Source organism: Bifidobacterium thermophilum, assembly GCF_002846655.1.
Taxonomy (GTDB): domain Bacteria; phylum Actinomycetota; class Actinomycetes; order Actinomycetales; family Bifidobacteriaceae; genus Bifidobacterium; species Bifidobacterium thermophilum.
Genome location: NZ_PCGX01000010.1, coordinates 20,819 through 44,673, shown reverse-complemented (window position 1 = coordinate 44,673; position 23,855 = coordinate 20,819). Strand labels below are relative to the sequence as shown.

Sequence of the window (23,855 nt, the reverse complement as noted above, 5' to 3'; positions counted from 1 at the left end):
AAGGCCGTGTCAACAGTCGATAATAGCGCAGATTCTGGAGAAACACGGCTATTTTCCGGGGTTTTCCGCCACTTTTTAGGAAATCGGCACATTCAGATGAGATTGTGGCGGTTCAACCACTGCATGGCGAGCGCACCGAGCGGGATACGCAGCCAGTAGAAGCAGATGCGGTACAGCAGGGTTGCCGACAAGGCCACCGCCGCAGGCACGCCGACTGAGCTGAATGCGAAGGTCAGGGCCGCTTCGATGGCGCCCAGGCCGCCCGGGGTTGGCACCGCCGATCCCAAGGTGTTCGCGAGGATGAAGATGAACATCGTTTCGATGGGATTCGTCCGGTATCCGAAGGCGAGGAGCGCGGCCCAGAACCCCATGCCGATGGCGAGGTTCAAGATGATCGCTCCCGCGATGGCGATGCCGAACTCCTTGGGCTTGGTGAGCATTTCGACCAGTTGGCGCGCATACGAGCGGACGATCGGCAGGTAGGTGGTGATGATTTTCTTGCGCACCGGCGGAATGATCATCGCCAGCGAAATCACCAAGGCGACGATGGCAATGGCGATGATCAAGGTGTTGGTGGGCACCATGCCCGAGAGGGTGTTGCGGCCGGAGAAAATGCCGATGCCGAGCAGCAGCGCGACCGTGGTGAGCGCCTGCGAGACGACGACGGCGCTCATAATTGCGGTCGCCGAGGTGTTCTTGTAGCCGCTTTTGCGTAGGAATTGCAGGTTCACGAACGCCGGGCCGACGCCTGCTGGCATGGACACCGCCGTGAAGCCGGATGCCGCCTGCGAGCAGAAGATGCCGAAGATGTGGCGTTTGTCCTTGTCCATGAACGCGGCGAGAGTCAGGCCGGTGCCCATCCACGCAACCATGCTGAACAGCATACACAACAGCGCCCACCACGGGTTCGCGTTGCGAATCGCCTGGATCATCGCGTCAGGACGCAATTGTGTGAAGATCACTGCGATGGCGACGATGGTCAGGGTCAGGGCGATGAACGATCGCAGGCTGAACCGTGAGAGCGTGACGGTTTCCAACGGTTCGTCGGCGTCTTCGGACAGCAGGGTTTTCAATCTGTCGCGCAAGGCGCCGAGCAGGTGCTTGTCCCAACCAGGCATCGCGCGTGTCGCCGCAGGAACCGCGGCTTTCTGCACGAACGGGGCGATGTCAATCAACGTGGCGTCCCCCCATATGTCCCGGGCCGCTGCAATGGAGCGTTCCACACCGATTGAGGCGCACAGCAGGGCGAGCAGCTGGACCTTGTCGAGGGCCATGTTCGCAGCGTTGCTCGCGCAGTCGCCGTTCTGCCATCCGGCAATGACCGGAGTGGCACCATCCAGCAACGCGATGGTGGACGGGGTAATTCTGCGATGAGTGTATCCGCGCATATTGGCGTGGCTGAGGTATGCGAGCAGATCTCGCGCCTGGGCGTCGCTCATATGCTGCAAATCACACGGTGCGAGCCGGGTGTTCGAATCGAATATCAGAATCGAGGATTCCGCGGCATCCGCCACCCCGTATGCCGAAGGGGTTTGCAGGCCGATATTGCGCAAACCCAAGAGCATGGCGAGATGATGGTGCATTGCGTCCTGGGCGGAACGGTCGCGGCGCACGACGACACCGTTGAGCCGAATCCACTGCCACAGTTGGCTGAAATAGCCGGCGCTGTGTTTCTGGTCGTCGAGCACGGAAACCACGTAGTCGTGGCCCTTGGTGTCCGTAACGTCGTAGATGCGCGAATTCTCGATTAGATCATCATCCACGCAGGTTTGGATGACCGCGTTATCGTTATTCGCTTCGATGCGTCGTGCCAGAGACGCGGCATCAATGCCGACACCGCGCAGGGCTTCGACCAGGTGTTTGCCCCAGATGCCTTTGTTTTCGCTACCGGCAGCGAAACGGATAAGCATGCCGATGACACGGGCCAACGCGAATGAGACCAGCACGCCGGGTACTGAATGCCAAGAGACGATGACCAGGATTGCGGCGACGATATACAGCGTGTTCCAGCCCCACCGGACGGTGGAATGGATGCGCCTAGGCCCGGCGACGGTGAGGAATGCTCCAAGACCGGCATAGATATCCGGCAGCAGGGACAGTGGGGAGGCGCCTGTTCCGTTTGATGCGAGTGCGGAGATGAGGTTGATGCTGCCGGTGGCATGGAGTCCGGCGCTCAGTAGCGCGCAACAGGCATAACCGCTGAGCAGCGCGAGGATTGAGACGACGGAGTGCAGCCATTCGCGGTTCATCAGGATTTGGATGAGCACGCTGATCACGATGCATACAGCGGTCAGCTGCTGCAGCATGGTGGTGGGAACGTCCATCAGCCAGTCGAGCGCCTGACCGGCATTGCGTGCATCGGTTTCCACGCCTTTAGTCATGCCGTTGAGATAGGCGGCGATCAGGAGGATGGCCACCATGGCGAGCAACGCGGCGACCGCGTGGGTCAGGTCTGTGAAATCACGGGTCCTGCGGGGCGGGATATCATGGATCGCGGCTGTTTGCGCATCCTCGTTCCCAGACGGCGAGGCTTGTCCGGAACGCTTGGATGCGTCTGCTTCCTTGGGGACGATATCATCTGTCGGTGATGCTGGGGTGTGATGCACGGCTTGTCTTTCCGGGATAGACATGACGCAGCCCCCGATGGGTCTGCGGTTACGAACGTGGCAAAGGCGCGTCACGGCCTTATCCGCTGTGACGCGCCTTCGTTGGCGGACTGTCAGACGCGCGAATGCGAGCTCGCTAGGGCACACACCCTGCGCCTGATGTCTGGTGGTTACTGGCGGTCGAAATCGACCAGCTTCGACGCAGCGCCGGTATAGGTAGCCGGTGTCAGTGCCTTGAGCCGTGCCGCGGTGGCCGAATCGAAGGACTGCTCGTCGATGAACCGTTCGACGTCCGCCTTGCCGATGCTGTGGCCGCGCATGAGCTCCTTGACTTTCTCGTACGGATGATCCATACCAGGCTCGCCCGCCAGCTCGCCGGCGCGCATCGCTGTCTGGATGGGTTCGCCGAGCACCTCCCAGTTCTCATCCAGCTCGCGGCTGATGACGATCTCATTGGGGTGGATGGACTTGAGACCGCCGAGCAGATTCGTCAGGGCAAGGACGGAATAGCCGAGCGCGGAGCCGATATTGCGCTGCGTGGTGGAATCGGTCAGGTCGCGCTGCCAACGGCTTTCCACCAGCGTGGCGGACAGGGTGTCCAGCAGCGAGCAGGAGATCTCGAGATTGGCTTCAGCGTTTTCGAAGCGGATCGGATTGACCTTGTGCGGCATGGTGGAGGATCCGGTGGCGCCCTTGACCGGCTCCTGGGCGAACACGCCGCGGGAGATGTACATCCACACGTCCACCGCGAGATTATGCAGGATACGGTTGGTGTGGCTGATGGTGCCGTAGAGCTCCGCCTGCCAGTCGTGGCTTTCGATCTGCGTGGTCAGCGGATTCCAGGTCAGGCCCATGCGGTTGGTGACGAACTCTTGGGAGACGGCGATCCAGTCGACGTCCGGCAGGGCGGCCAGATGTGCGCCGAAGGTGCCGGTGGCGCCGTTGATCTTGCCGAGGTATTCCTGTTCGCGCACATGCTTGAGCTGGCGGTTGAGACGGTGGACGAACACGGCGAGCTCTTTGCCCAGCGTGGTCGGCGTGGCCGGCTGGCCGTGGGTCAGTGCGAGCAGGGACATGTCGCGATACTGTTCGGCTTTTTCGGTCAGCAGGTCGACAATCGCCTGCGCGTCAGGCAGCCACACCTGTTCGATTGCGTTCTTCACGCAGCGGGCGATGGACAGGTTGTTGATGTCCTCGCTCGTGCAGGCGAAATGCACGAGGGTTTTCAGATGGGTCAGCTGGGTTTCTTCACCGAGCGCGTCGGCGGCTTTGTCCAGTTCGTCGTCGATATAGTATTCGACCGCCTTCACGTCATGATGCGTGATTGCCTCATGTGCTGCATGACGGGCGATGCCCTCCGCGCCGAACTGTTCGGGAATGGCGCGCAGATACTCCTGCTCGGCTTGGGTCAGCGGCTTGACACCGGGGATGATCGGCTGGTTGCCGTTGCCGGAGAACCCGTTGGCGAGCAGGATCATCCATTCGACTTCCACACGCATGCGCTCGCGGTTGAGCGCCGGTTCGCTCATGTATTCCACCAAGGGAGCCGTCTGCTTGTGGTAGCGCCCGTCGAGCGGGGTCAGTGCGATTGCTGGGGTGATATCAGTAAGCTTCATACTGCTCAGGATACTTCCTACCGTGAACCGGCGGCGGTCATGCTCCCGCCGCCGGTCTCATCGCGTCATGCGGCCCTGCCAGTAGCTGGTTTCCTCCAAGGTGCCGCCGACGACCTGGCTGAAGTGCCGGTCATGCGAGGACACCGCCCTGGAACCAAGCGCGAGCGCGTTGGTGTACGCGGCTTGATGGAATTTCAGATGATGTGACATTTCACGGTGTTTGACGCTTTGCGGCACCGGCGAAGCCATATCCGCCGTATTGCTTTCATGGTGTTCGGGCTGTCGGCTGACCGAGCCGCGGATGGTGAGCCATGATTCGCTTGCCGGATTAGGCGTGCCATCCAGCGCCGCGACCAGTTCGTCGTCCATTTCGATGCTTGTGGTCCATACTCCTTCGCGGATCGGATGGTTCGCCACAGGTGAGCCTGCGGTGACGATATGCCTGATGTTGTACCCGCTGTCGGCAGCGAGTGTGGCGGCCACGATACCACCTTGGGAGTGCCCGATGACGGCGACGGGGTCGTCGTGCTTGACGCCGGCGCGGTCCATGGCCTCCATGACCATCCGCGCGCTGTCGGCCCCGATCCTGGTATCCGCGTCGCTGCTCATCAGCTCGATATTCTGTGGCCAGCCGAATGGGGAATCCGCGTGGCCGTCCGTGCCGGGTACGATGACGAGCCATCCAACGCTCCCGTCGTCGCGCCGGTAGCGTTGGATGGCAATTGTCGCATATGACAAGCCGTTGTCTGTTCCGGTGCCGTACTGGCTTTCTGCGAGGGAACGCAGTTGCGCGATGGCCCCAGCGATATCATCGACCGGTTGCACGACTTGTCCGGGAGGGTGCTTCCGGGTCAGATCGAGACGGTTGCCTTGCCGGTTGTCGTTGAGTGAGGCGGTGAGTGAGGCGAGTTGCCCGGCGGCGATGTTGACGCGTTGCTTGGTAAGCATGCCCTGAAACAGGTCGTCGGCTCTCCGGGCGCTGCCCGTTCCGTTGCCCGTCCCGTCGTCGCTGCCTGGTGCGTAGCCGCCTGCGGTCCGTGTCACTGCTATGCCGCCGAGGACCATCGCGCTGAACCCCGCCATGATGGCCTCATGATAGGGGGCAGTGGAATGCAGTGCTTCGAGCGCCGCCTGCCGCGCGTCGCCGCCTGCGCGTATCGATCCGATGGATTCGAGGATCGAGGCGGCAAGCCCTTTCAGGCTCGGTGCGGATGTTGCCAGCGGGTCTGTGGGGATTGAACCGCCGTACGACGAAGCGCGGTGTTCGGCATCCAAATACAGGCCGTGGGCGCGCGCCACGAGCCGGGAGAGCGTATCAAGCCGTGCGGCGACGGCATGGCAGTCGCGGGTCTGTTCATCGCACCAGTGCGACAGTTCGCGGTGCCGCAGGGGGATATGCCTGAACGCGTTGATGGCGTTGCTGTGGCTGCCGGGACTGATCTGTCGATTGGCCGGGCAACATCCGGATTGAAGCTGGGAGGAGACAATGCGTTCGCGCGCCTCGGACCATAGCCTTGCCTGAAGCGTCATCCTGCGCGAAGCCTGCTCAAGTGAGGCGATCAGCGCTTGGAACTGCTGCGCATCGGGAACGCTCAACGTCGGGCCGCCTGAGATTCGGGATGTGACCTGCCATGTCATTGCGTGTCCTCCCGGAGGTTGGCGAGTATGATGCGTGCGCGTTGCCCGATGGTGTCGGCTTGAGCGATCAGCATGTTGAGTGATTGTCTCATCAGTGTCGCTGCCTGGCCTTGCCAGTGTGCGGCGGTGGCGAGCGCCGTGCATTCGTCGAGTGCCGTTGCGCCCTCGCGGGTGTGGGAATACGCGGTGTCGAGCGCGTCAATCGCTGCGGTGGCGGCACGCCGACATGTGCATGTCACTGGTTCGCCCATGAGCGGTGAAGTATGAAATGGTGTGAATGATGTCATGCTTCCATCGAAGCGTATGATGCGACCGGATGCACGTCTGAGGCTTCGATGTGGTCAAAAGTTGATCAGCCTTGTGCTGTCGCCGTTTTGTCGCCGCAAGCGCAAGCCTGACCAGCATTCACCATGGTTTGACGCTCCCACTGGGGGTGGGGGTTGTTGTTCCCGTGGTGGAGCTCGTCGAGGGCGAGGGCGAGGCGGACTGGTTGGATTTGAGCAGATCCTGCACCTGTTGACGTTGTTCATCGTTCAACCCGTCCTGAGAAGGCGATGGGGACGAAGAAGCCGACGGCTGTTGCGCAGAACCATCCCCGGAATCGGCTGAAGAGGACGAAGCCGCGCCCTGCTGCTGTTTGAGTTCCGCAGCGATGCGCTTGGTCAGGGTGTGTGATGTGGCACTGTTGGCGGCGATGAGCTGTTTGAGCTCAGGCAGCAGTACGGCGTTCCATGTCGCTGCCTCGGCGAACTGATCGTCGGTCTGCTCTTGACGTGCCGCGAGCGTCGACCAGTCCGCGGTGGCCTTCGCTGACGCCGCCAGATCGGCTTTGAGACTTGCAGTGGCCTGGTTGTAGGCGCTCTGAGCCTGCAGATTAGCCGCCGCAACCAAGGCCAGAATCAGCGCGAGGCACGCGAACATAACCAGCGCGATGCGGACCGCGAGTGCAGCGCGTTTCGTGCCGGTGACAGGAGGTTTAGGCAGCGAGTTCGATGTGCCGTTCGTGGCGGTCATAGCAGTCTCCTTGACATTCCTACCCATGCGCCGAACTCCCATGCCAGCAGCGCGGCGATGGCGATGGCGATCGGCCAGACCACGGGTGTGGTGCGTTGCCGTGTCTTTGCGGTGGAGGTGGTCCGCCACGTCTTGGACGCCTTCGGCAGCGAATCGGTCGCGGTGTGGGTGGCGTCCAGCATGACGGCGGTGCCGCTGAGCTCGTCGGCTATGGTGCTCAGCGTATCCGGGCTGAGTTTTGAAATACCGGGTTGGCCGGTGGTCGGGTCGGTCACCCAGGTTTCTTGGCCGTCAGGACTGTCGTCTGAACCGTCGGCGGGGATTTGCCCGCCTGTAGTTGATCCGGCGCCCAGCACGAGTGCATCATCGAGATACCGGCGCAACGACGAGTATGTTCTGCGCGTGGTGGTCGAGGTCTGCTCGCCGTCGCTGATCAGGAACAGTACGATGGTGTCGTTCTGATGGCGTTGGCGGATGTCTTTGAGCGTGAGCAGCAGTTTGTCCAGCGGAGTGTCCAGCGACGATCCTGACGATGTCGTCGTGGGCTCGACGCTTAACGTATCTGCCCAATTGTCGATGGCAAGCGTGTCGGGCGTCAGCGGGACGTCCAGCGAGGCGCTCGCCCCGAAACTCATCGCGGAGAAACTGGCGGCGGGGTAGGCTTTGGTCAGGTCGTGGACGGCGTCTTTCGCGGCGTCGAGACGGCTGATTGTCGTCGCGTCGCCGTAGGTCGCGTCTTTGACCGCCATGGAGCTCGTGGTGTCGATGGCAATGACGATGTCGGTGGCGTTGACTGCTTTGCTGGTGGTCTCTGCGACGGTGCTCGGCGTCAACACCGCGACGGCCGTCAGCAGACAGATCAGCGTCCGTCGCACGCATGAGGCCGCGGTTTCGTCGCTTGCGGAGCGCTGCCGGATGTGGATGACGATTTCGGCGATTGCGCATGCCGTCATGATCACGGCGAGCGCGACACCTGCCGGCCAGCCGAGTGCGGGGGATAGTGTCCATCCGTTCATCGTCTCAGCCTCCAAGCGAATGCGAGCCATACGATGATGCACACTGCAAGGGCGAGTGTCCACCAGCCCGGGGCGTCATCGACGGCTGATTGCGCGTCGCGTTTGCTGTGCGCGCTTTGGCGCTCTTCGATGGTTCGAACCATGGATTCGATCGATGAGCCGTCGGCTTGTGACATGAACGTGCCACCGTGCGATTCGATCTGCCGTTTGAGGCTGGTGGTCGTCGTGTCGCTCAGACTTTCCTTGGCACCGGCATACACCGCGTCCACGCTGATGGAAGCCGTGCGGGTCAGGTCTAGCGCCTGCTTGAGCGTGTAGGTCTCCTGCCCGGACACGACATTGTCGGTGGCCAGCACAATGGATGACGAACGCCGGCGTGCAGCACCCTTGGTGGAGGACGCCTGCTGCGCAGCATTGCCGTATGCGAAACCGGGCAGCATCGCCGCGCAACTGACGAGCCCGTCGCCGATCAGGGATGTAGCGTTGGTCTTGTTCTGCGTGCCGTCCAGCCAATCAGAGACTTTCTGGTAGTCTTCGTCGCTCATCTTGTCGATGTCATCCTGCGTCTGCACGCCTTTGAGAATCGATGCGGCGGATTTGAGCTGGCTGGTCACCAGCGCATAGTCGTCGGTCAGCGGGAACACTGTGCGCGAAGTCGAGTTGAAGATGCTCATGCCGATGCGTTCGCCTTGGAAATTCGACACGAGTTTGAGATACGTGTCGATGATCTGCCGGTCGTAGGGGAGTGTTGAGCCGGATACGTCAAGGCAGAGGACGATGTCGCGGCTCGCCGAGCGTTCCTGTTCCTCGTTGATGGTCGATGGCCGGGCGACCAGAGAGACGGACAGGATCAGCGCGGCGACGAGCGCGCCCGCCGCAATACGGTTGAAAGTCCGCCATTGGCGGAACAGCTCTGAGGCGTGCTCGGTGTTCAAGTCTTCGTCAAGACTGTACGATTTGAGGTCGGGATTGCGCCCGGACGCCTTGCGTTCCCGCCATGCGGCGAGCATCGAGGCACCCGCCGCAATCACGCAGGCGGTGCCCAAGGCAATCAGCGCGGCCCAAGGCCATTGCCATCTCATCGGCGCCACCTTTCAACGAGTGTGGATACCCATTCGGCCCCCTGTTCAACGCTTGTCGACCGGGCTGCGTCATTGTACCGTTCGTCGGCGAATTCCGGTGGATACAAGGCCGCGATGGTCTGACGCAGCAGCATGAATCCGGCTTTCTCATTGCCTGTAGACGTCGGTATCGTGCGGTTGAGATCGGACAAGGTCCGGGTTTCCATGGTGTCGTCCGCCATGCCGGACGCGTATGCGCGGGCCAGCGAGGCGAGTTGGGCGAAGGCCTGGTCTCGGCTGATGTCGCCCGCATGGAATCGGTCCACCACTTCGTCGATGCGCCGGTGCCAGATCCGGGTGCCGCTGGTCTGGTGATGCACTCCGCGATGCGCTCGCTTGGCTTGTGGGTAGGATCGACGCGGTTTGGACAGCACAACGGCCAAGACGACAAACAGACACGCCAGGGCGAGTGAAGCCACAAGGACGGCGGCGATTGCTCCGGCGCCAGTGTACGTCTGCTCCGGTTTGAGGTCGTCGAGCTTGATCGCTGCGACGATATGGACGATGTCGGTGATAGCAGTGCTCATAAGCGGTCTCCTGCCTTGCCGGTGGCGCCAAGGGCCTTCGGGGGAGCCACCGGATGGGTCGAGAAGCCGGTGCGCGCGAGTGTCACGGATACCGTGCGCACGAAAGTACGGAACATGGCTTCGCTCGATGAGGCGCGCATCAGCGTCGAACCCCCGGCATGCAACTGGGCTTCGAGCTGGGCGGCGAGATAGCTGCGGTGAGTGTCCACTTCACGCTTGCTTACGGCGTCGATGAGGAACGCCGGCAACCTTCTGCCGGTATCAGCGTCGGCGACCGTACGCTGGCGGGCGGCGAACGGGTTGATGGTTTCCACGTCGACAATCACCATTGGGTGGGTCCGGGCGATGGCGTGGATTGCGCCGAGCTGACGCTCACCAAGCGCGTGTTCGTCGGTCGCCAGCACAATCAGGGCGTTACGGTCGTTGATGCGCCGCGCATAATCCAACAGAGCATCCATATTACGCGGATGGTCCCAAGGGCGTTCCAGCGCGCGGTCGAGTGTGTGCTCGAACTGTGCGAAACCGCCATGGAACGGCACTCTGGTGATACTCGCCGAATCAGCGCAGACCAAGGAGATGTCGTCGGACCTGCGCAAGCTCAACGCGGCAAACATCCGCAGACCGTTCGCCGCAACCTGCCACGCCATTTCCCCCGACTCGCACGAGCCGGTCATCTCTCGGCCCGTGTCCATCAGCATCCATACGCGAGACGTGACCCGCCGCTGCCTGTGGACGACCATTGGCCTGCCGCTGCGCGCGCTCGTATGCCAATCGATGCGCCGCGCCTCGTCCCCGGGCTCGTACGGGCGGATATCCATGATGTCGTCGCTGCCGAACCGCCGGTGGGAAGGGTGTTCGCCTTCAAGGGTGCCCAACGCCCGCCTCACGGTCGGCAAACTGAGCGTGGTGGCGAGCGCTTCGATTTTCCTGCGAATCGCGTCGCCTCCGGTCATGTCTCCGGCGATGCTGCCGTTCTCGGTGCCTGTCATGCCGTCGATCATGGCACCGGCACCGTCGCCACGACGGAGTCGACCACTTGGTCGCTGGTCACCCCGTCGGCGAGCGCTTCGAAGGTCAGCAGGATACGGTGGCGCAGGATTTCATGCGCAAACATCCTGATGTCTTCAGGAATCACATAGTCGCGTCCGGCGAGCAGCGCTGCTGCCTGTCCGACGCGGATGAGCGCGATGGAGGCGCGCGGGCTGGCGCCGAGACGGACCTTTGTCGACAAATCCGCAATCGGGTGGGTTCCGGCGCCTCGGGAGGTCGCCACGATATCGACCGCATAGCCCATGATCGCTTCGGAGACGTGAACCCGTCGGGCGGCGGCGCGCAGGAACTCGACGTCGGCAAGCGAGAGAACGTCGCCTTCGAGCGTTTTGGCGTCGACGGTGTCGGAACCGCGTTTGGTGAGCATGGCGAGCATGCGCTGCTCCTCGTCAGCGCTGGGATAACCCATAACCGCCTTCATCGTGAATCGGTCCATCTGCGCTTCAGGCAGATTGAACGTACCTTCTTCCTCGATTGGATTCTCGGTGGCGATTACCATGAACGGCTGCGGCAGCGCGATGCGTTCCCCACCGATGGTCGTGGCGCCTTCGGCCATCGCCTCGAGCATCGCGGACTGTGTTTTCGCGTTGGAACGGTTGATTTCGTCAAGCAGCACGAAATTCGCGTGGATCGGGCCGATTTGCGTGCTGAACCGCTGCGTGGAGAAGTCGAAGACCTGGGTGCCGACCAAATCGGATGGCATGAGGTCGGGGGTGCATTGCACGCGTTTGAAACTGCCCGACACTGATGTCGCCAGCGTCTGTGCCGCGGTCGTTTTGGCCAGGCCGGGGACGGATTCGATGAGGATATGCCCTCCGGAGACCATGGTGACAATCAGCGCTTCACGCAGGTTGTCCTGACCCACGAGGGTCTGCGCGAACCGTGCGCGGATGCGGTCGGCCAGCTGCCGTGCATGGTTGAGATCGTCGGGCGACAGGCCCGCGGATGTCGGGGTCGCCGGTTGTTGCGGCATCGGCGGCATCGGTTGCGGGATGTTCGGTTGTGGTGGAAAAAGTGCCATGGTGTGCTCCAACGATTGGTGGCTGGTCGGGTTGCGGTCGGTTGGCCGCAGACCGGTATCCCAGCATAGTAGCGGATTAGGATGCCTCGCTTACAGCAGAGGCGTCATGGTGGGCGCTTGCGGTGCGGGGGCTGCCGGGGTGTCGGCTCGGGACACAAGCGGCGGTATCGGCTTGGAGACCGCAGGTTGCAGTTGCCCGTAAGCAGGGGATGCGGCGGGCGGGAGCGCCCAGTCCACCGGTTGCGCACCCATGGCGACCAGTGCCTGGTTGGCCCGAGAGAACGGGCGTGACCCGAAGAAACCGCGCGAGGCCGACAGGGGGCTCGGATGCGGAGATTCGATGATCGCGGCGTTCGTCAGCAGTGGTTTGAGCGTCTGCGCATTGCGTCCCCACAGAATCGCGACCAAAGGCTTCGGCTTGCCCTCTTGGTCGGTACGGGCGTTGAGAGCGCGGATCGCCTCGTCGGTGATATGCTCCCATCCTTTGCCCTGATGGCTGTTGGGACGACCGACTTGAACGGTCAAGCATCTGTTGAGCAGCATGACCCCGCGTTGCGTCCATGGGGTCAGATCGCCGTTGGACGGTGTGGGAACGCCCAGATCGTCGCTGAGTTCCTTGTAGATATTAATCAGGCTTTTTGGCAACGGCCTGACATCAGGGGCGACGCAGAAGCTCAGTCCCACCGGGTGACCGGGCGTCGGATACGGATCCTGCCCGACAATCAGCACTTTGATGCTGTCGAAGGGGATGGTGAACGCGCGCAGGACATTGCGTCCCGCTGGAAGATAATGGCGTCCCGCCGCGATTTCGGCCCGCAGAAAATCCCCCATCCGATGGATATCCGGTTCCACGTCGGCCAGCGCTGCGGCCCATCCGGGGTCAATAATCTCGGACAGCGGTTTGACATGAGCATGTTCCATGCTTACTACTCTAGGGCGTTGATGGACGTATGGCGCTAATCGGCGCACTAACTGATCAGCGTGCGGCGTGGAGACGGGCAAAGCGCGGCAGGACGTGACAAAGCTGTGGATATCCGACACATAGGCCGCAGTTTGTGTCGGCGCTGCCCGGCCGTGCATGTACACTCGATGATGAATCTATTCGAAAGGGACGGCATATGGCACGCAAAGACCGTAACACTGATGAGTCGTACGCGCAGGACGTGTTCGACAACCCGCCGCAGGGGCCAATCGGCGTGCACCGCGGCAATCGGTCGATAGCCTCGCGTTTGGTGCCATTCCTGATTGTCATCATCGCCGCCGCTGTCGCGGGCGTTGGTGCATGGGCCGCCATGTCGGGGGAAGGTGCCAAGTTGTTCTCCAGTGGCAGCAGCGCTTCGTCATCTTCGAGCCCCTCGGCCAAATCAACTGCGTCTGCATCGGCGTCTGCCAGCGCGAGCGATACTGCCTCGGCTTCGGCCTCCGCCTCCGAGTCGGCGTCTGAGTCGGCGTCTGCGTCGCCGTCGGAATCCACCTCGTCGCCGGCGTCTTCGTCCTCGGTGAACCTGTCCGCCCAAGTGCGTGTGGTCAACGGCACGCGTAAGACCGGATATGCCGCGAAACAGGCGGCGGTACTCACCGGTGCAGGGTACACCAACGTCGTGGCCGCTAATCCTTCGGGCAGCTTGCCGAGCGCATCCGTGGTGTGGTATCAGAACGAGTCCGATCTGGCCACGGCGCAGGATGTCGCCGCCAAGCTGGGCATTTCCAATGTCAGCAAGGTCACCAATCTGTCCGCGCCGGTCGTCGTTGTGCTGATGAACTGACTTCTCGGCGTTTCGTTGTCTCGCCTCGCTACAATGGGGCACCAAGTGGGCGGTAGCCGGCGTGAATGGTTGCGTCGGGCCGGCTCATGCGAGGGATGATTGAAATGGCACAAGGCACGGTGAAATTCTTCAACGCAGGCAAAGGATATGGATTCATTGCCCCGGATGAGGGTGGGGATGATGTATTCGTGCATTACTCCGTTATTCAACAGGAGGGGTTCAAGAAGCTCGATGAGGGCGATCGCGTCGAATATGAGGCGGAGCGTGGTCCGAAGGGTTTCCAAGCGACCACCGTCACCAAGCTGTGATCTGGGATTCTCTTGAACCTTATCTTGTGCGTGCCATCCTGACCGGCTTCGCCGACCAGTTTGACAGGCACACTATCTCACTCCAGGCGTCCCCGACGGGGCGCCTGTTGTTGTTTCGGCATATCGCGTGCCGTGGCTGAGGGCGCTGTACACGTAACTGGTTCGTGTGGTTCCCCAAACTGTTTACGCGGGGTGGCTCTAGGCGTAACCAGTTTGTGGATGATCGGTCGGGCACACACTGCGAACTGTTCGCATTGTTCAACCTTCTACCGACGCTGAGATGGTGCTGAGTGTCGGTGGAAACAGAGCGATGACCTTCTGCCGGCGCTGACGGGTGACTCAGCGTTGGTAGAAGCAGGAATGAATGATTTCGGCTGCCTGTCGCGGCATTGGGCCCACATTCCGACGGATTTGCCTTGCAGCACGCCTTGATTGGGGCGCCCGCGTCACGCAGGATTCCAGGCGTGAACGGCGGCATACGGCGCAGCATCGAAGCGGCGAGGCATCGGCGCGCCGGGATTATTCCCGTTCGACACTCGCGACACGCATTTCATGCCAACAGCGCAATACATGCGGCGATGTTGGCACTCGACGCCCGAGAGTGCTAATCTCCCAATTAGCACTCGGAAGCCGAGAGTGATAACCGGCAGCTGACGGTCGGCTTACTCAAGGTCTCGGGTGGAAGTTCATACCGTGTAGCCATATGTGGAGGAACGATGGCAAAGATCATTGCATACGACGAGGAAGCTCGCCAGGGAATGCTCGCGGGTCTCGACAAGCTCGCCAACACAGTCAAGGTCACGCTGGGCCCGAAGGGCCGCAATGTCGTGCTCGACAAGACCTACGGTGCTCCGACCATCACCAACGATGGCGTCTCCATCGCCAAGGAGATCGACCTTGAAGAGCCGTACGAGCGCATCGGCGCCGAGCTGGTCAAGGAAGTCGCGAAGAAGACCGATGACGTCGCAGGCGATGGCACCACGACCGCTACCGTGCTCGCCCAGTCCCTGGTCCATGAAGGCCTGAAGAACGTGGTCGCCGGCTCCAATCCGATTGCCCTGCGTCGCGGCATCGAGAAGGCCGCCGACGAAATCGTCAAGGAACTGGTCGCTTCCGCCAAGGATGTGGAGACCAAGGACCAGATCGCAGCCACCGCAACGATTTCTGCTGCTGATCCTGAGGTCGGTGAGAAGATCGCCGAGGCGCTTGACAAGGTCGGCCAGGATGGCGTCGTGACCGTCGAGGACAACAACCGCTTCGGCCTGGACCTCGAGTTCACCGAGGGCATGCGTTTCGACAAGGGCTATATCGCCCCGTACTTCGTTACCAACGCCGACGACCAGACCGCAGTGCTGGAGAACCCGTACATCCTGCTCACCTCGGGCAAGGTGTCCAGCCAGCAGGACATCGTCCACCTTGCTGACTTGGTCATGAAGAGCGGCCGTCCGCTGCTGATCGTGGCCGAAGACGTCGACGGCGAAGCGCTGCCGACCCTGATTCTCAACAAGATCCGCGGCACCTTCAACACCTGCGCGGTCAAGGCTCCTGGCTTCGGCGATCGTCGCAAGGCCATGCTGCAGGATATGGCCATCCTCACCGGCGGTCAGGTCGTCTCCGATGAGCTGGGCCTGAAGCTCGACTCCATCGACATGGACGTGTTCGGCACCGCCCAGAAGGTCATCGTCTCCAAGGACGAGACCACCATCGTCTCCGGCGGCGGCTCCAAGGAAGACGTGGCTGCCCGCGTCGCCCAGATTCGTTCCGAAATCGACAACACCGACTCCGATTACGATCGCGAGAAGCTGCAGGAGCGTCTCGCCAAGCTCGCCGGCGGCGTGGCCGTCATCAAGGTGGGTGCCGCGACCGAAGTCGAGGCCAAGGAACGCAAGCATCGCATCGAGGACGCCGTGCGCAACGCCAAGGCAGCCGTCGAAGAGGGTCTGGTGCCCGGTGGCGGTGTGGCGCTCGTGCAGGCCGCTAAGAAGGCCGAGAAGAGCGAGGCTCTGGCTTCGCTGACCGGCGAAGAGGCGACCGGTGCGGCCATCGTCTTCCGTGCCGTCGAGGCTCCGATCAAGCAGATCGCCGAGAACTCCGGTGTCTCCGGTGACGTGGTCTTCAACAAGGTGCGTGAGCTGCCGGAAGGCCAGGGCTTCAACGCCGCCACGAACACCTTCGAGGATCTGATGGCCGCCGGCGTCACCGACCCGGTCAAGGTCACCCGTTCCGCGCTGCAGAACGCCGCTTCCATTGCCGGCCTGTTCCTGACCACTGAGGCTGTGGTGGCCAACAAGCCGGAGCCGAAGACTGCGGCTCCTGCCCAGGGCGCTGACATGGGCTACTGATCCAAACGGTCACAAGCGTCCCGCATTCGCGTGAAACGACGCAAGTGATATATATGGATGCTTCAGGGGCGTCGACGGGAAACCGCCGGCGCCCCTGAAGCGTTATGGGGCGGCTGTCGAAGGTGTACCGGTGATACGTCTTCGACACCGCCGTAGCCATGCGTTTCGCTGCAATGTCGGCGATACTGCGCGGCAGACGACGACACTAGGCACCGTCGCGCACGCAATCGTGACACTCACCGCGTGTAGCGCAGTCTCTCGCGATGCGAGCTGTCGCTACAGTCCTACGCCGTCACGATATCGTGAACAATCGCGAAGCCTGCGCTTCGGCATCGGCGTATACGTTCGACGCTTGCGTCAGCGACATGCCGATCGCCTCCAGTGACGCGTCCATCTGCTGCTGCGCGGCCCGCCATTGCCTGATGACCCCGGCGAACTGCGCGGACGCCGAGCCGCTCCACACGCTGTTGAGTCCCTCAAGATTCGCGTACATGCCTTGGACGGCTTGTCTGATCTGCTCGATGGAAGAGCGCACCGCGGCGCTTGAGGACTGAATCTGTTCCGAATCGACTTGGTACTGTGCCATGGACGTTCCTTTCTTGTCTTTCTTGACATGGTTCTCGCCTTGCGGCGTTGGCGGTCGGCGGACCGTACGTCCCCCGTTTGGTGCAGCCGACCGCTACAGTGGACAATATGCGGTTTTTGAACATGTCTCACGTCCGTACGGCAAATGTGGTCAAAAGACGACAGCCGCAGCAGACGGCCATATGGTGGCAGCGCGCGCTCGCGACGCTCGCTGCGGTGTTCTGCGTCTTCGCGGTGGCGGCGCTGCCGATGTGCGCCGAGGCAGATGACGCGTCCAGCCCCAGCCCATCCACATCGTCGTCTTCCTCTTCCTCATCCTCGTCGGATGCCTCATCGGGCGCTACCTTGAGCGCCGACATCACCGATCCGAACAACCTGCTCGGCGAGAACGCCACCAGCGTGACCGACATGATTACGAAAACGAAGAATGAATACGGCGTTTCGGTGCGTTTGCTGTATCTGGACAGTTTTGGGACGAAAACAAAGCCCACGACATGGGCGAGCACCTTGCTGCAGTCAACCAGTCCGTCGCCTAACACCGTATTGCTGGCGGTCGCCAGCGCGGATGGCAACCTCGTCGTCGCGGTGTCGAACAATTCGGATAAGTGGCTCAAAGATCAGAAATCCGTAGATGCGTTGTCGGAAGCCGCCCTGGGGCCACTGACCGCCAAAAAAGGTGCCCCTGACTGGTCGGGCTCGGCCATTGCGATGATGAACGAAATCGGCAAGCTCAAGGAGACATCGACGTCGGGGGACACGAAGGATTTCTCCATCGGGCTATTCGTAGGTGTGGCGCTGCTACTGGTCGCCTTGGTCGTGGTGATTATCGTGCTTGCACGTAATGCGAAAGGCGCTCACAGCAAGGGAGGCAAGCAGGACCGATCGCGCAAGGCGATGCGCCGCCGCGACGCAAAGCGATCGAAGCAATCGAAGCGGGGGAAGCGATCAGAGCGGCGAACGCCATCGAATCGTCATAGCGATGCATCGAAGCATGTGCACCCCTCCTACCGCCACACGGGTTCTATGATCGACGGCGATCCGCAAGAAGATCCGCAGGCGTCGGAATCGGAAGCGCCGGTGGAGAACCGAACGGAAAACCGCGCCGAACGCCGACCTGACTTCGGTGACGCCGGCGCCGAAGCCCACACGTCAGCCGCATCGGAATCGGACTCCTCGGCGGTGGATGAATATCTGAAGCGATTTTCTCAGCAAGTTGCAGAACATTCTCAGGAAACACGAAGACAAAAGAGGAATGCTAGGAAGCATGAGCAAACCAATTGAAGCATCCATCGTAGTTGTCGACGACGAGCCCTCCATCCGCGACTTGCTCGTCGCCTCCCTGCATTTCGCAGGATTCGAAGTGAACACCGCGGCTTCGGGTTCCGAGGCGATCGAGGTCATCGAGAAAGTGCACCCCGACCTGATCGTACTCGACGTCATGCTCCCTGACATCGACGGATTCACCGTGACGCGCCGCATCCGCCAGGAGGGCATCGACTCGCCGGTGCTATTCCTCACCGCACGCGACGACACCCAAGACAAGGTCATGGGCCTGACCGTCGGCGGCGACGATTATGTCACCAAACCGTTCAGCCTCGAGGAGGTTGTGGCGCGCATCCGCGCGATTCTGCGCCGCACCAGCCATCAGGAAGCAGATGACCCGATCATCCGCGTCGGAGACCTCGAAATCAACGAGGACTCCCATGACGTGACCCGCGCCGGAGTGCAGGTGGACCTGAGCCCGACTGAATACAAACTGCTGCGCTACCTCATGGACAACGAGGGGCGCGTGCTGTCGAAAACCCAGATTCTCGACCACGTGTGGCAGTACGACTGGGGCGGGGATGCCGCAATCGTCGAATCGTACATCTCCTACCTGCGCAAGAAGGTCGACGGCGTGGTTGTCGAGGATGAGAACGGCGAGAAGCACAAGGTCACTCCGCTGATTGAAACCAAGCGAGGCATCGGATACATGATTCGTGCGCCTAAGACGGCGAAGAAAGACGCCTGATGCCGCTCCATCCAGGAAACGCACCGAAGGAATCCCCGCAATGCGCTGCAGTCGCAGGCGGGGATTCCGCGTCAACGACAACACGGAAGGCGCCTGCTATGCCCGCAAGTTTAGCGCAGACAAGTGCGCCCGGCGACGCGTCCGGCACGACCCGGGACGAAAGCGGACAGCCTGCCAGCCAAGCCAGATACAGCAGGCTTCCTAAGCCGATTGCGGCCATCGCACGCGCAATGGACGCCGTGCGCGACATGCTGGTCCATCGTTTCGACACCATCCCGCTGAGCACCAAACTGCTGGCGTGCATGATGGTACTGCTGACCGTATGCGCCGCGGGCATCACCTTCTCAATCAAGGAGCTCGTCGGCAACTATCTGTTGCAGAAAACCGACAACCAGCTCGCAGAGCAGGCGCAACTGGTCTACGACAACATCGACGTGTTGCGTAGCAAGGACAGCAGCGAACAAGGCAGCGTAGGCCCGAACGACTACTTCATGCAGATCCGCGACACAAACTACCACATCCTCAACACGCCGCTCGTTCCGGTGATGCGGGAGAACGTCATCTCGGTGCCGGAGTTGCCGCCGGACGGGTCGATGGGCGATGTGAAAATCGGCCAGCCGTTCACCACATCGGCGATCGTGCGCACGGACACCAGCACGGTGAACCGCTCCACATTGCAAGCCGCCAACGCCCCGTGGAGGGTGCTCGCCCTGTCGTGGGGCAAGAAAGCCGAGGACGGCAGCGCGCAGATCAAGGGCGTGATTTATATCGGCCTGTCGCTGAGCGATCAGATCGACACCGTGAATACCCTCACGAAATACTGCACGTTGGTGAGCATCGCGATCGTGCTGATCGGCGCGGTCATCGCGACCATCCTGATTCAAAGTACGCTCGCACCGCTCAAACGCATCGAGAAAACAGCAGCGAAAATCGCCGCCGGTGATTTGAGCCAGCGTGTCCCTAGCGCCCCGGAGAACACGGAAGTCGGTTCCCTTGCCGCATCGTTGAACACCATGCTCGCGCGTATCGAGCAAAGCTTCAACGAGCAGCAAGAGACGACCGAAAAGATGAAGCGCTTCGTCTCCGACGCCAGCCACGAGCTGCGCACCCCGCTTGCTGCAATCCACGGGTACGCCGAGTTGTACACGCTGCAGCGCGACATGCCGGGGGCCTTGGAACGCGCGGACGAGTCGATCAGCCATATCGAGGCGTCAAGTGCCCGCATGACCGTGCTGGTCGAGGATCTGCTCTCGCTCGCGCGGCTTGATGAAGGCCGTGGCATCGATGTCACGCAACAGGTGAACATCACGTCCCAGTTGACTGACGCGTGCGACGACTTGCATGCGCTCGACCCCCAGCGTGGCATCACCAAAGGCGTGCTTGCGCTGCGGCATGGCGGCGACAGACAGGGTACGTGGCTCGCGTTCAGCCCCGGCGAGCTGCCGTCGATCACCCTTACGGGCGACGGCTCGCGGCTCAGGCAGGTCATCACCAATATCGTGGGCAACATCCATCGGTATACCCCGTCCGATTCGCCTGTTGAAGTCGCGTTGAGCATGCTGCAAGCGTCCATCACCCCGCAGCAGCTGGCCCATCTGTCGTCGAATGCCAAGGGACTCACATCCTTCCTTGAGGCGGCGGAAGTCGGGCAAAGCCTGCAATCGGGCATGCCCTATGTGGTCATTCGTTTCTCCGATCATGGCCCCGGCGTGCCGGAAGCTTCGCAATCGCAGATCTTCGAACGCTTCTACACCGCCGATCCATCCCGTGCGAGGCAGAAAGGCGGCACCGGACTGGGCATGGCGATCGCGCAGTCAGTGGTCAAAGCGCACCACGGTCTGATCAGCGCGACCACGACGCCCGGAGGCGGCTTGACGCTGACGGTGGTTCTGCCGATTGACCCCAACCAAACCAGAACGCCGATGCAACGCCAGCAGCAACCGGCGCAGACCCGCGAACGCGGCAAAGAACGCAAGCCGTCCAAGGACCGGAAAGACAAATCATCGCCATCCGACAAGAAGTGACATTGCCCACAGCCGATACGGAAGGCTATGCGGTAAACTGATATGTTGGTTCAATGACGGCAGGCGCGGCTTGCCTTGGTATGGAGTAGGAGAGGTGTGCTTATGCCCACGGGACGGGTGCGTTGGTTTGATGCGAACAAAGGTTACGGCTTCATCGCCACAGATCAGGGCAAGGACGTGTTCCTGCCCGCCGCGGCGCTGCCTCAAGGCACGACGACGCTGCGCAAGGGCGTGAAGGTCGAATTCTCCGTGATCGACGGGCACAAGGGACCGCAGGCGATGGGTGTCAAGCCTATCGCCGCGGGTCCGTCGCTGGTCAAGGCCACCAGGCCGAAGCCTGACGACATGGCCGCCATCGTGGAGGATCTGATCAAGCTGCTTGACAAGGCGGGCAACGATTTGCGGCGTCACCACTATCCTTCGCCGGCGGACAGCAAGAAGCTCGCGACGGTGATGCGCGCGGTTGCAGACGACTTCGACGTACAGGAATGATGAGCATGCAGACAATTGAGAATCCGCAGGACGAGCCTGAGACGCCACGGATTGACCCTAAGTCGCTTGCCCGGTCGGTGGCCATGACCGTAGCCGACGAGCCGGACCAGGTCGGGCGGTTGACTCGTTCAATCGACGAGGACGATCATGTCACGGATTTCCGTTTCGAATCCAAGAAACGGGGATACGAAGGCTGGGAATGGTCGGTGACGCTGTATCACGACACCGATATCGACGAGTGGACGGTCAACGAATCCTCGCTCGTGCCTACGGATCAGGCCTTGATGCCGCCGGCATGGGTGCCGTGGAAAGACCGTTTGCTGCCCACCGACTTGTCGGTGACCGATTCGATTGGGACCGAGCCGGACGATTCCCGGCTCGAGGATGGTTTCCGCCGTACCGAGCCGTCCGCGGCTACACCGACGCCCAATGCTGATCAGGCACAGGCCGAGGAGCAGGGTGAAGATGAACGGACACAAGCCAAAGACGATGTATCCGTACAAACTGGGGATACGACGGACAACCCTGAGGACGCATCGGTGACCTCCGCACAGGACCTTGAGGACAGTGTCGAGGAATTCATGTTGTCCCGCCGTCACGTACTCAGCCCGCTGGGACGGGACCAGACCGCAAAACGCTGGTATGAAGGTCCTCACGGCCCCAAGGCGCTGTCCACGAAGACGGCGGCCGGCAATCTGTGCTCGACATGCGGGTTCTTCGTACCGCTCAAAGGTGATTTCGACCGGATGTTCGGAGTTTGCGCGAACAAGTGGAGCCCCGACGACGGCCGTGTCGTCTCGCTTGACCACGGGTGCGGGGAGCATTCGGAAATCGATCCGCCGCAGCCGTCGCATCTGTGGGTGCAATCCAAACCCGCCTACGACGACATGCATATCGATGTTATCGCTCAGTCCCCGCGTGAGGAGCGTGGCCAGGTCGAGCTGCTTGAAGAGGCCAGCGAAGCCGATATCGACGACAACACCGTCGAGGATGACGAGACGGATCGCGAGGAACGCGATGACACCCAGCAGACCCCGCAGGTCGAATCGGTGATCACCATGGACGATTTGGAAGCGGCCGGGTTCCCCGAGACCAATCACGGTGACGACGATGACGATGCCGACGCGGCTGACGATGCACTTGTCGACGCTGCCGACGTTGCCGACGTGCCTAACACCGGTGACGCGGATGTCGCTCAAGCTGAGGCCGACGACACCGCTGGCACCGCCGAAGCCGCTGGCACCGCTCAGAACGCGGAAAACACTGACACCGGTGATGTGGCTCAGGCAGCGGAAGCTGCACCATCCGACGGCAGGAAGCAAACCGACGATACAGCGACATCGGACGATGCCGCGGAAACTGGCAACGCCAAGTCCGCCGCCTATGGCGATACCGCCGATACCGCGAATCCGACTGATGCTGCCGGCGCCGACGGCAACGGGGACAACCCCCAAAACGCCGACTGAGCCGGCTCGACCGTTTCGCTTAGAGTAAGGGCCGTCTGCCGCGCAGGAATGTGAATCCTGCGCGGCAGACGGCCCTTGTCGTATCTGTACGGTCTATCCGCACAGCGTGCGGCCGGGAACGCTCAGTGCACGACCGTCACCGTGCATTCGGCGAAATTCACGAGCTGACGAGAAACCGAGCCGAGGAAATGGGCGTCCAGACCGCTCAACCCTCGCGACCCGACCACCAGATGGCTTGCGTAGCGTGAAGCGCTGATGAGTCCCTTCGCCGCGGGGATATGGAACGCATTCGCATGGACGTCCACCGTGTCAGGGATATGCGCTTGCGCGACGACATCGTCAAGCAACTGTTGCGCGCGCTGCTGGTCCACCGACATCGGCGCGACCGCGTTCTCATAGCCCGGAACAGTGTCCAGATCCTTGAGCTGCCAGCAGAACAAGATATGCAACGGCGCCCCATGGATGCGCGCCTCATCGACGGCGAACGCCAGTGCGCGCTTCGAGATGACCGAGCCGTCAATGCCCACGACAACCGGCTTGCTGCGGTTTTCACCGACAACCGGCGGCTGCGCGTAGTGCACGGTCGAATCTCCCGGAGTCAGCGAATTGGCGATGGCGTCTTGCACATCGGCTTCCTCATCGCTGGCGAACCGCACGACTGTGACCGGAACCTTCGCTTCCTCCGCCAGCGAAGCGGACAGCGATCCCAGGAACCAACGGGCAACACGATTGAGCGACCGGCGGCCGACGACGATTTGCTGCGCGTTCGACCCGAGCTCGAGCAGCGCATGCGTGCCGGTGGCCCGAACCGAAGTGAGTTTGAGCTTTTCAGGATCGAAATCCATGTCGGCGCCCGCCCTGTCAACCCAGTCGCGCAGCCGGGCCGTCATCTGCTCGCGTACGTCTTTCCACGCGTCATCGGTTTCAGGCTTCGCACCCATATCCCACGAATGGGTCCATCCGAATACCGCATTGACATGCTGTCCAGTCAGTGAGGCTTCGCCCAAGGCCCAGCGTAACGCGGCGAATGATTCGTCAGAACCGTCCACGCCGACGACGATGTCGGCCTCGCGGCCGGTGACCTGTCCAAGATTGTCCGTCATTTCATCCTCCTTGAGGCGGCTTACGAGGAAGCTTACACTGCCAAGCATATCGTCTTGTTTGCGTTGATAGCGCAATTGCCACGCATGAGGGAAGAAACGTCACCGCGAATCTGTAAAGTAAAGTGGACAAACAACAGTGGAAGGACAAG

20 protein-coding genes and 1 pseudogene are annotated in these 23,855 nt (G+C 61.6%); 8 read left to right on the top strand and 13 right to left on the bottom strand.

Annotated features, from left to right (window positions below; all coding sequences use genetic code 11):
* Positions 1-92 precede the first annotated feature (92 nt).
* The 11 genes and pseudogenes from CQR48_RS05740 to CQR48_RS05690 form a co-directional block, all read right to left on the bottom strand.
* Positions 93-2,630, bottom strand: a complete 2,538-nt coding sequence (locus CQR48_RS05740) for a lysylphosphatidylglycerol synthase transmembrane domain-containing protein (RefSeq protein ID WP_244898953.1) — start codon at positions 2,628-2,630, stop codon at positions 93-95.
* Positions 2,631-2,776: 146 nt separating this feature from the next.
* A complete protein-coding gene (gene purB / locus CQR48_RS05735; RefSeq protein WP_015450670.1) occupies positions 2,777-4,222 on the bottom strand; it encodes an adenylosuccinate lyase in 1,446 nt (481 codons plus the stop codon).
* A gap of 57 nt (positions 4,223-4,279) precedes the next feature.
* On the bottom strand, positions 4,280-5,860 hold the full coding sequence (locus CQR48_RS05730; protein WP_101452314.1) for an alpha/beta fold hydrolase: 1,581 nt from the start codon (positions 5,858-5,860) through the stop codon (positions 4,280-4,282).
* Positions 5,857-6,111, bottom strand: coding sequence for a hypothetical protein (locus CQR48_RS09150; RefSeq protein WP_168983744.1), 255 nt, complete (start codon positions 6,109-6,111; stop codon positions 5,857-5,859). Before CQR48_RS09150 ends, CQR48_RS05730 begins: the two co-directional genes overlap by 4 nt.
* Positions 6,112-6,265: 154 nt before the next feature.
* Complete coding sequence (locus tag CQR48_RS05720) at positions 6,266-6,874, bottom strand: DUF6466 family protein (protein WP_015450666.1); 609 nt, start codon at positions 6,872-6,874, stop codon at positions 6,266-6,268.
* A complete protein-coding gene (locus tag CQR48_RS05715) occupies positions 6,871-7,890 on the bottom strand; it encodes a VWA domain-containing protein (RefSeq protein ID WP_101452312.1) in 1,020 nt (339 codons plus the stop codon). Before CQR48_RS05715 ends, CQR48_RS05720 begins: the two co-directional genes overlap by 4 nt.
* Positions 7,887-8,972 (bottom strand): VWA domain-containing protein, encoded by a 1,086-nt coding sequence (locus CQR48_RS05710; RefSeq protein WP_015450664.1) that lies wholly within the window; start codon positions 8,970-8,972, stop codon positions 7,887-7,889. The genes CQR48_RS05715 and CQR48_RS05710 overlap by 4 nt, the downstream gene beginning before the upstream one ends.
* Complete coding sequence (locus tag CQR48_RS05705) at positions 8,969-9,538, bottom strand: hypothetical protein (protein ID WP_015450663.1); 570 nt, start codon at positions 9,536-9,538, stop codon at positions 8,969-8,971. The genes CQR48_RS05710 and CQR48_RS05705 overlap by 4 nt, the downstream gene beginning before the upstream one ends.
* On the bottom strand, positions 9,535-10,527 hold the full coding sequence (locus CQR48_RS05700) for a DUF58 domain-containing protein (RefSeq protein WP_244898952.1): 993 nt from the start codon (positions 10,525-10,527) through the stop codon (positions 9,535-9,537). The genes CQR48_RS05705 and CQR48_RS05700 overlap by 4 nt, the downstream gene beginning before the upstream one ends.
* An 8-nt stretch (positions 10,528-10,535) precedes the next feature.
* Entirely contained in the window at positions 10,536-11,609 is a 1,074-nt protein-coding gene (locus CQR48_RS05695; protein ID WP_015450661.1) for an AAA family ATPase, read from the bottom strand.
* Positions 11,610-11,831: 222 nt separating this feature from the next.
* Positions 11,832-12,530: pseudogene (locus tag CQR48_RS05690) on the bottom strand (uracil-DNA glycosylase); the annotation flags it as partial.
* Positions 12,531-12,727: 197 nt separating this feature from the next.
* Here CQR48_RS05690 and CQR48_RS05685 point away from each other — a divergent pair.
* The 3 genes from CQR48_RS05685 (at position 12,728) to groL (ending at position 16,025) form a co-directional block, all read left to right on the top strand.
* The gene (locus CQR48_RS05685) at positions 12,728-13,375 is read left to right on the top strand and encodes a LytR C-terminal domain-containing protein (protein ID WP_101452309.1); all 648 of its coding nucleotides are present in this window, start codon (positions 12,728-12,730) and stop codon (positions 13,373-13,375) included.
* A gap of 104 nt (positions 13,376-13,479) precedes the next feature.
* The gene (locus CQR48_RS05680) at positions 13,480-13,683 is read left to right on the top strand and encodes a cold-shock protein (protein WP_015450658.1); all 204 of its coding nucleotides are present in this window, start codon (positions 13,480-13,482) and stop codon (positions 13,681-13,683) included.
* 716 nt (positions 13,684-14,399) lie between these two features.
* Complete coding sequence (groL, locus tag CQR48_RS05675; protein ID WP_015450657.1) at positions 14,400-16,025, top strand: chaperonin GroEL; 1,626 nt, start codon at positions 14,400-14,402, stop codon at positions 16,023-16,025.
* Between the two features lie 292 nt (positions 16,026-16,317).
* Here the strand turns inward: groL and CQR48_RS05670 are convergent, their stop codons facing one another.
* On the bottom strand, positions 16,318-16,611 hold the full coding sequence (locus CQR48_RS05670; protein WP_015450656.1) for a WXG100 family type VII secretion target: 294 nt from the start codon (positions 16,609-16,611) through the stop codon (positions 16,318-16,320).
* Positions 16,612-16,718: 107 nt separating this feature from the next.
* Between CQR48_RS05670 and CQR48_RS09330 the strand changes: the two genes are divergently transcribed.
* The 5 genes from CQR48_RS09330 to CQR48_RS05645 all read left to right on the top strand — a co-directional run bounded on the left by CQR48_RS09330 (position 16,719) and on the right by CQR48_RS05645 (position 22,603).
* Complete coding sequence (locus CQR48_RS09330) at positions 16,719-17,891, top strand: TPM domain-containing protein (protein WP_244898951.1); 1,173 nt, start codon at positions 16,719-16,721, stop codon at positions 17,889-17,891.
* On the top strand, positions 17,875-18,621 hold the full coding sequence (locus CQR48_RS05660; RefSeq protein ID WP_026650531.1) for a response regulator transcription factor: 747 nt from the start codon (positions 17,875-17,877) through the stop codon (positions 18,619-18,621). The genes CQR48_RS09330 and CQR48_RS05660 overlap by 17 nt, the downstream gene beginning before the upstream one ends.
* A 98-nt stretch (positions 18,622-18,719) precedes the next feature.
* Positions 18,720-20,645 carry a sensor histidine kinase gene (locus CQR48_RS05655; protein ID WP_101452308.1) on the top strand — a complete coding sequence of 642 codons (1,926 nt, stop codon included), beginning with the start codon at positions 18,720-18,722 and terminating at the stop codon, positions 20,643-20,645.
* 102 nt (positions 20,646-20,747) lie between these two features.
* On the top strand, positions 20,748-21,137 hold the full coding sequence (locus CQR48_RS05650; protein WP_015450651.1) for a cold-shock protein: 390 nt from the start codon (positions 20,748-20,750) through the stop codon (positions 21,135-21,137).
* 5 nt (positions 21,138-21,142) lie between these two features.
* Positions 21,143-22,603: a DUF3027 domain-containing protein gene (locus CQR48_RS05645; protein ID WP_244898969.1), complete on the top strand. Its 1,461-nt coding sequence runs from the start codon at positions 21,143-21,145 to the stop codon at positions 22,601-22,603.
* Positions 22,604-22,725: 122 nt separating this feature from the next.
* Here CQR48_RS05645 and CQR48_RS05640 read toward each other — a convergent pair whose 3' ends face one another.
* Positions 22,726-23,706 (bottom strand): universal stress protein, encoded by a 981-nt coding sequence (locus tag CQR48_RS05640; protein ID WP_101452306.1) that lies wholly within the window; start codon positions 23,704-23,706, stop codon positions 22,726-22,728.
* Between the last annotated feature and the right edge of the window lie 149 nt (positions 23,707-23,855).

What these genes read in the sequence shown, in the direction of transcription:
- CQR48_RS05740 (WP_244898953.1), bottom strand. Translation starts at nt 2,630, where the DNA reads ATGTCTATCCCGGAAAGACAAGCCGTGCATCACACCCCAGCATCACCG.
- purB (WP_015450670.1), bottom strand. Translation starts at nt 4,222, where the DNA reads ATGAAGCTTACTGATATCACCCCAGCAATCGCACTGACCCCGCTCGAC.
- CQR48_RS05730 (WP_101452314.1), bottom strand. Translation starts at nt 5,860, where the DNA reads ATGACATGGCAGGTCACATCCCGAATCTCAGGCGGCCCGACGTTGAGC.
- CQR48_RS09150 (WP_168983744.1), bottom strand. Translation starts at nt 6,111, where the DNA reads ATGGGCGAACCAGTGACATGCACATGTCGGCGTGCCGCCACCGCAGCG.
- CQR48_RS05720 (WP_015450666.1), bottom strand. Translation starts at nt 6,874, where the DNA reads ATGACCGCCACGAACGGCACATCGAACTCGCTGCCTAAACCTCCTGTC.
- CQR48_RS05715 (WP_101452312.1), bottom strand. Translation starts at nt 7,890, where the DNA reads ATGAACGGATGGACACTATCCCCCGCACTCGGCTGGCCGGCAGGTGTC.
- CQR48_RS05710 (WP_015450664.1), bottom strand. Translation starts at nt 8,972, where the DNA reads ATGAGATGGCAATGGCCTTGGGCCGCGCTGATTGCCTTGGGCACCGCC.
- CQR48_RS05705 (WP_015450663.1), bottom strand. Translation starts at nt 9,538, where the DNA reads ATGAGCACTGCTATCACCGACATCGTCCATATCGTCGCAGCGATCAAG.
- CQR48_RS05700 (WP_244898952.1), bottom strand. Translation starts at nt 10,527, where the DNA reads ATGACAGGCACCGAGAACGGCAGCATCGCCGGAGACATGACCGGAGGC.
- CQR48_RS05695 (WP_015450661.1), bottom strand. Translation starts at nt 11,609, where the DNA reads ATGGCACTTTTTCCACCACAACCGAACATCCCGCAACCGATGCCGCCG.
- CQR48_RS05685 (WP_101452309.1), top strand. Translation starts at nt 12,728, where the DNA reads ATGGCACGCAAAGACCGTAACACTGATGAGTCGTACGCGCAGGACGTG.
- CQR48_RS05680 (WP_015450658.1), top strand. Translation starts at nt 13,480, where the DNA reads ATGGCACAAGGCACGGTGAAATTCTTCAACGCAGGCAAAGGATATGGA.
- groL (WP_015450657.1), top strand. Translation starts at nt 14,400, where the DNA reads ATGGCAAAGATCATTGCATACGACGAGGAAGCTCGCCAGGGAATGCTC.
- CQR48_RS05670 (WP_015450656.1), bottom strand. Translation starts at nt 16,611, where the DNA reads ATGGCACAGTACCAAGTCGATTCGGAACAGATTCAGTCCTCAAGCGCC.
- CQR48_RS09330 (WP_244898951.1), top strand. Translation starts at nt 16,719, where the DNA reads ATGCGGTTTTTGAACATGTCTCACGTCCGTACGGCAAATGTGGTCAAA.
- CQR48_RS05660 (WP_026650531.1), top strand. Translation starts at nt 17,875, where the DNA reads ATGAGCAAACCAATTGAAGCATCCATCGTAGTTGTCGACGACGAGCCC.
- CQR48_RS05655 (WP_101452308.1), top strand. Translation starts at nt 18,720, where the DNA reads ATGCCCGCAAGTTTAGCGCAGACAAGTGCGCCCGGCGACGCGTCCGGC.
- CQR48_RS05650 (WP_015450651.1), top strand. Translation starts at nt 20,748, where the DNA reads ATGCCCACGGGACGGGTGCGTTGGTTTGATGCGAACAAAGGTTACGGC.
- CQR48_RS05645 (WP_244898969.1), top strand. Translation starts at nt 21,143, where the DNA reads ATGCAGACAATTGAGAATCCGCAGGACGAGCCTGAGACGCCACGGATT.
- CQR48_RS05640 (WP_101452306.1), bottom strand. Translation starts at nt 23,706, where the DNA reads ATGACGGACAATCTTGGACAGGTCACCGGCCGCGAGGCCGACATCGTC.